We start from the raw sequence: 4,861 nt of genomic DNA on the forward strand, positions 1-4,861 counted from the left end.
TCAGAAATCTCGCGAAGGGGGAACCTCTTATGATTCTAGACGTTCGAAAACCGCTCTAGTAATCGCTTTTCCGTTGTGGTTAAGCGGAGGCGTTGGCCAACTGCATTCATGAGCACCCACCCGCCTTCGACCAGATCCCAATCTGGCGAAGGGCGCAGCGGCCTGCTTCCCATAGCAAGGCGCGCGCCGACGGCTTCCACAGTCGCGGCCAACTCCCGAACGTCAACAGGCTTTACGAGATAGGCGTCTGCGCCATTTATGAGTCCGCTGATCCGGTCCTCGACCGAGCCCCGACCGGTCGCCATGATGATCCGCACATCCCCGGAAGCCCGCAGATGAGAAGCTATGGACAGGCCGTCCTCTCCATCCAGCCCGATGTCAAGAATGACGATTTTGGAAGGCTTGGCGGCATAGGCCCTGTAAAGGGCTGCGGCGCTTTCAACCCCCCGCACGTTCAGGCCGAAAGCGGCGGGACCGAATACGATCTCTTCCCGAAAGTCCTCGCCATCATCCACGAGGTAGCTAAGTGGTTCGTCCGGCAAGCTGTTTCGTGTGAGCGCATCCGCGACCATAATGGACCTTTCCCCACAAAATGGCCTCGATTGGTTTCAGTGTCTTAGCCTGCTGTCAATTGTGTTGCTTCTTCCCGAATTTCCAACATAAATACCGGTTCGGCATGTAAATTCCTGAAGGGAAAGGGGTTCCGCGACTTTCCTTACTGCGGATGGGCTCTGGCGGAGACAACGCTTGCGACGACGCAACCTCGGCGGACAAGACAAGGGCAACGTCTCCCTGTGTGCATGTAAGGAGATCTGGGCACCATTGAAGCCCGGCCTCATATGACGATGACATCGCCCACTCATGCAGGCGAATGGCGGCGGTGCCTTCAGTTCTCGGAGAGACCGAGGCTTGGCCGTTTCACAAGATGGCGTCGCGCCAAGGCATCACACTGTGCGCTGTTGAGGTCATGCACGACATCCGGCCACGGCTTGCTCGGGTCCACATCCCAAGCTTGAATCACACCGCCGAAATCGCCTCAACCCTTTCTCAAACAGGCTCTGAGGCCGTTACAAACTGAATGTATATCGTGCGCAGATATCAGTAAGATGGTTGTGCAATTTCAAGACGTTTGTGTTGCGCTCACGCAAAGGCACGCGAATTTTTCGAAATTGGCTAGGTATCATGCCAAAACGATTCTTGAAATTTCTCAAAAATACGGAAGTATCCGAAAAACCGCACGCATAGACAATTTCGGTGATCGAACGCTTGGTGCCGTTCGTTCGTGTCAGTTCTTGGTGGGCTACATCAAGATGCCTGTCCCTGATGAGCTTCGTGACCCCACCATCTAGACTAAAGGACCGATAGAGGTGGGCACGTGAGACACCACACTCTTGAGCGATGAGTTCTGGCCCGAGAGCCGGATTTAGTAAATTCTGGTCAATGAACTCACCCACACGGGTCCTTAACGTGAGGCTCGTAGAGAACCGCAGAGGCGCTGTGCCCGTTGGATGCTTCGATTGCCGCGGAGATGGGAAGCGACTGCTGCATGGATAATGCCTCAATCTCGCTAACTCCGTCCATGTAAGAGTTAATCCCAACCATATACTGAAAAAGCAATTTGGTGATCACCCGATTGGAACGAAGAACCAATCCGTGTAGATTATGCGTCTTTAGCAAATTCTTGAAATGGGCGTGAGGGAAGACAATTGCAACGCGAGCGCCAGCGTCCTTTAGGCTTGAAATAGGCTGAGTGAAATCTAGAAAAAAAGTCTCCGGTATTTTTGTATTAATACAGCCGAAATCTGCGACGTTCCCACCAGGAAGAACCGCTTGGACTATGTAAAGGTCCAAGCCATCCCGACGGATCATTTGCCAGTTCCGGTGGGCGTACTGTGAATTGAATGTCGTCGATCCAAAGATCAGCTGTCCAAGTGGGCGCGACCACACGGAGCCCTGTAATCCTTGGTGTAGGCCATCGTCAACTGGCGTGACGTCATAAACGACGTCCGACACCTGCCACCAGTCGTCCCGGATATCGGACGTCACCATGTCTGTCGATAACCTTAGCCCAGCAGTCATCCCCACCTCTCCACGGTCTCTCAGCCGGTCAGCCCACAGATTGTTAGGCGCAATATCCACGAGGAGCGAGGCCAACTTGGCTTCGCCTGTGACTTTCCGGAACCGGCTACTCGCGCCGTTCGAGGATCCAACCTCGGATGTTCCGCAAGCAGCCCGCATATGGTCCGCTGTGCAGTCACCTTGGAACTCTGGCTCTCGTGATGACGCATACCGGACCATACGCAGAAGTCCGCGCCCTCAACAGCGAGGAGACAAATTCACGATTTAAATGAGACGCAACGCCATTCAATATCCTGCGATAAATCTATAACAACCGCCAATATTTATGTGTTTCAAATGGCACTGTTGGGGGTCTAATGTCCGATTTTAAGAGTGCAGCCCGGGTGGTGCATCGTCGATTCTTCGTGGATTGGTCGGCCAATGGCGACGAATCATGGGGAACGCGCAGGCGATTAATGTCGATCCTTCGTCTCTCCAGCTTGGTAATGAGTGTGCGGCGGAAAAACCTCGGTCTCGGCGCGCTGGGCGTTGCGGGTGCTATCACGATGGCTGGGCTGACGACCGCTCTGCCCGCCATGGCTCAGCAGTATAGCGCGGGCAGCGGCTCGAGCACATCGCAGGACCGCGACGTGGCGGTGGGTGTGGGGGCGGTCGCAAGTGGCGGGCACTCTGCGGCGTTCGGCGACGTGGTCGAGGCAAGTGGGCTCCGGTCCGCAGCAATTGGTTCCCACACCACGGCAAGCGGCCGGTATTCCGCAGCGCTTGGCTCCGCAACCACAGCGTCGGCTGACTATGCAGTTGCTGTTGGCTCCCAAGGCACGATGGCAAGTCAGGCGCGGGCGCTGGCTGTGGGCTACGACGCCCAGTCCACGCATGCGGACGCGGTTGCAATTGGTAGCGGCGCGCGCACAAAGGCGGCTGTGGCTGTTGGCAGCGTCAATATCAATGGCCAGGATTACAGCTTTGCAGGAGCCTCCCCAGGAAGCGTTTTCAGCATCGGAAACACCGGGTCAGAAAGGCAGCTGGTCAACGTTGCGGCGGGACAACTCTCGGCCTCCAGCACGGACGCAGTGAACGGCTCCCAGCTGTTCCGCACGAACGAAGCGGTGACGGCGGTGAACACGCGCGTCACCAATCTGAATAATGGGGTTGTCGATGGCACGATTGGCGTCGTGCAGCGATCCGCAACGCCAAATGTGACGGTGTTGACGGCGGCCGGTGGTTCGGCCGCGGCTCCTGGCGCGGCGCAGAAGCTGACCAACCTCGGCGACGGCGTTGTCAGCAATGCCTCCACAGACGCCATCAATGGTTCGCAACTGTACGGGGTGTCGCAGTCGATCGCTAATCACATTGGCGGCGGCGCGACGGTTGGCGCCAATGGCGCTATCAATGGCCCGACCTATGAGGTTCAGGGCAATCCGTACACGACGGTTGCGTCGGCTTTTGGAGCTGTCAACACGAGCCTGATAGAGATTGGCCAGGCGGCCAACCGCGGCTGGGATCTGCAGGCCAATGGCGACGCTATTACCGCGGTGAAACCGGGCGACAAGGTGCAGTTCCTCGACGGCCAGAACATCAGGGTGACACGCAGTGGCGGTGATGTAACGATTGCGACTGCCGACGATCTGAATGTGACGAGTGTCACGGCCGGCAACGCCCAACTGACAACCAATGGTCTGACGATCACTGGCGGGCCGAGCATCCTGACGACAGGCATTGACGCCGGAAACCTCAAGGTGACGAATGTCGCCGCCGGGGACATTTCATCGGCGGGGTCGACGGATGCGGTGAATGGAGGCCAGCTCTACGCGACTAATCAGGCGGTGGAGATGCTGGGCAACGGCGTTTCCAACGGCACGATTGGAATTATCCAGCGCACGACAACGCCCAATGTGACGGTGCTGACAGCTGCAGGCGGCTCGGCGGCTGCTCCTGGCGCGGCGCAGAAGCTGTCTAACCTTGCCGGCGGCGACGTCAACGACACATCTGCGGAGGCCATCAACGGTTCGCAGCTGTATGGCGTGACGCAGTCGATCGCCAACCACCTTGGCGGTGGCGCGACGGTTGGCACCAATGGCGTCGTCAATGGTCCGACCTATGTTATTCAGGGACAGAGCTATGGTACGGTCTTTGACAGCTTCGCGGCCGTCGATAGCCAGCTGACGACGATCGGCCAGCAGGTCAACGGCGGCGGCATCAAGTATTTCCACACCAACTCCCAGGCTGCTGATAGCCAGGCGGTTGGAGACAACAGCACCGCGATCGGCCCCCAGGCTGTTGCAACGGGCGCGGCCAGCATTGCGACGGGTATGAACGCCCGTGCGCAGGGCGACAGTTCCATTGCGCTGGGCGCCAACGCCACAGCGGCCAATGCGGGTGATGTCGCCATTGGCGCCGGAGCGACCACCCAGGCTGCCGTGCAAACCAGCACCATGACCGTCAACGGGAAGACCTATGACGTCGCCGGAAACGCGACGGCGACCGTTTCGTTCGGCAGCGAAGGGGCTGAGCGGACAGTGACAAATGTTGCGGCTGGCCGGGTGACCGCCACCTCGACGGACGTGATCAATGGTTCGCAGCTTTACGCGACCAACCAGGCGCTGGAGACGCTTGGCAGCAACGTCGGCGTCCTCGGCCAGAACGCGGTGATGTACGATACGGATGGCAACGGCACGAAAAAGAACTCGATAACCCTGCAGGGTGGCGACGCCAATGCGCCAGTCTGTACGTCGTCAGAACATTTTGCGCAGATCGCGGCGTAAATTAGCGGAGTGCGGGCCTC

At 58.1% G+C, this 4,861-nt stretch carries 4 protein-coding genes; 1 reads left to right on the forward strand and 3 read right to left on the reverse strand.

Annotated elements, in window-relative coordinates:
• Window positions 1–35: 35 nt before the first annotated feature.
• The 3 genes from IE243_RS22085 to IE243_RS22095 form a co-directional block, all read right to left on the reverse strand.
• The gene (locus IE243_RS22085) at window positions 36–572 is read right to left on the reverse strand and encodes a response regulator transcription factor (protein WP_191321454.1); all 537 of its coding nucleotides are present in this window, start codon (window positions 570–572) and stop codon (window positions 36–38) included.
• Between the two features lie 495 nt (window positions 573–1,067).
• Window positions 1,068–1,454: a helix-turn-helix domain-containing protein gene (locus IE243_RS24060; protein WP_191321455.1), complete on the reverse strand. Its 387-nt coding sequence runs from the start codon at window positions 1,452–1,454 to the stop codon at window positions 1,068–1,070.
• Complete coding sequence (locus IE243_RS22095; protein ID WP_191321456.1) at window positions 1,447–2,049, reverse strand: hypothetical protein; 603 nt, start codon at window positions 2,047–2,049, stop codon at window positions 1,447–1,449. Before IE243_RS22095 ends, IE243_RS24060 begins: the two co-directional genes overlap by 8 nt.
• 575 nt (window positions 2,050–2,624) lie before the next feature.
• On the opposite strand from IE243_RS22095, the gene IE243_RS22100 reads away from it, so the two are divergent.
• A complete protein-coding gene (locus IE243_RS22100; RefSeq protein ID WP_244643319.1) occupies window positions 2,625–4,841 on the forward strand; it encodes a YadA family autotransporter adhesin in 2,217 nt (738 codons plus the stop codon).
• The last annotated feature ends 20 nt before the right edge of the window (window positions 4,842–4,861 follow it).

The organism is Camelimonas fluminis, assembly GCF_014656355.1.
GTDB lineage: Bacteria > Pseudomonadota > Alphaproteobacteria > Rhizobiales > Beijerinckiaceae > Camelimonas > Camelimonas fluminis.

Coding starts and splice junctions, on each gene's coding strand:
- IE243_RS22085 (WP_191321454.1), bottom strand. CDS start 572: ATGGTCGCGGATGCGCTCACACGAAACAGCTTGCCGGACGAACCACTT.
- IE243_RS22095 (WP_191321456.1), bottom strand. CDS start 2,049: ATGGTGACGTCCGATATCCGGGACGACTGGTGGCAGGTGTCGGACGTC.
- IE243_RS22100 (WP_244643319.1), top strand. CDS start 2,625: ATGGCTGGGCTGACGACCGCTCTGCCCGCCATGGCTCAGCAGTATAGC.